The organism is Bartonella sp. ML69XJBT (assembly GCF_028618515.1).
GTDB lineage: Bacteria > Pseudomonadota > Alphaproteobacteria > Rhizobiales > Rhizobiaceae > Bartonella.
The window spans coordinates 1-1,189 of the sequence record NZ_JAQITB010000120.1 but is presented as its reverse complement, the minus strand read 5'-3'; the positions used below and the strand labels follow the sequence as shown (position 1 = coordinate 1,189).

General features: G+C 40.2%; 3 protein-coding genes. All 3 read left to right on the top strand.

Going from position 1 to position 1,189, the window contains the following annotated elements:
• Positions 1–208, top strand: a 208-nt coding sequence (locus tag PVV68_RS10440; protein ID WP_273783041.1) for a hypothetical protein, incomplete at its 5' end; no start/stop codon positions are given.
• A gap of 9 nt (positions 209–217) precedes the next feature.
• Entirely contained in the window at positions 218–790 is a 573-nt protein-coding gene (locus tag PVV68_RS10435) for a dATP/dGTP diphosphohydrolase domain-containing protein (protein WP_273783042.1), read from the top strand.
• 44 nt (positions 791–834) lie between these two features.
• A partial coding sequence (locus tag PVV68_RS10430; protein ID WP_273782783.1) for a hypothetical protein occupies positions 835–1,189 on the top strand: 355 nt, incomplete at its 3' end.

Genomic DNA, 1,189 nt, shown 5'->3' with positions numbered 1-1,189 from the left:
TATTTCTAGATGGCGTGATTTTATACCAGCAAAACACCAGCAAAAACTATTAACCTATGCGCGTGAGCATGGGATAGATTTACGTCCAGAAGATTTTTTTTATCCAGAACGCTTGCAAAGATTAATGCAAGAGCAAGCAAGCGACTCAATGACAAAATTTTCCAAAAGCCCCTGCGTTGATAGCGCGTGCGACGGTTTGCAGCCTTAGGAGATGATGATGTCTGTAAAAAAGAAATACGAACTTACTGATGAGACAATTGAAGTTGATGGAAAAACACTTCACAGAATTAGAGCATTAAAGGATTTTGGAGATGTTAAAGCGGGTGATTTGGGTGGTTTTATAGAAAATGAAATCAACTTATCACACTATGGCAATTGCTGGGTTGCGGGGAAGGCTGTGATCTATGGAGGAGGCGGGTTTTCTGGTAATGCCAAGATTTTTGGTTATGGTGAGGTTAAAGGTACTGAATATTTTCGAGATAACGATGAAGTTTACCTACCTTCAAAGAACGCAAATGAAGCGCATAAGAATGATGATGGTAAGCCTCGTGTAGATCTTATACCGCCTTTAGCACTGATGGAAATCGGTCGTGTTTTAGAGTTTGGAGCAAAGAAATACGGAGCCAACAACTGGCGTAATGGCATGCATTGGAGCCGGTTTCACGGAGCAGCTTTGCGTCATTTATTAGCATGGTTTGGTGGAGAGAGTAAGGATGCTGAGAGTGATTTATCGCACTTGGCACATGCGGCGTGTTGCCTGCTTTTCTTAATGGAATGCGAAGCAAAATAGATTGGTTGTGATGACCGTCCTTATAAAAATTAATGGAGATCAAGATGAGTTCACATGAAATGATAGCGATAGTTGTGTTTGTGGTGTTTGGAGCTTTGCTTTTTAGCGGGGTGATGTTTCGTTTTGCATTGCATTATCGGGACAAGTTTAAGCAACTTGCAGGGCAAATTGAAAAGTTTCAAGTCCAAATTGCAGAGCTTGAGAGAGAAATTGCAGAAAAAGATATCAAGTTTTTAAAGAAAACCAAGCAGACCATTGATGAATGTGATGCGGATCTTAAAGAACTGCATCAAAAGATAGATGCGTATGATGAAGCGTTCAAACGGAAGAACGAAATTATAGATGAACTAAAAGCAGAAGTTCAATCACGTGATGAGGAAATAGAGAAGCTTAAAGAAG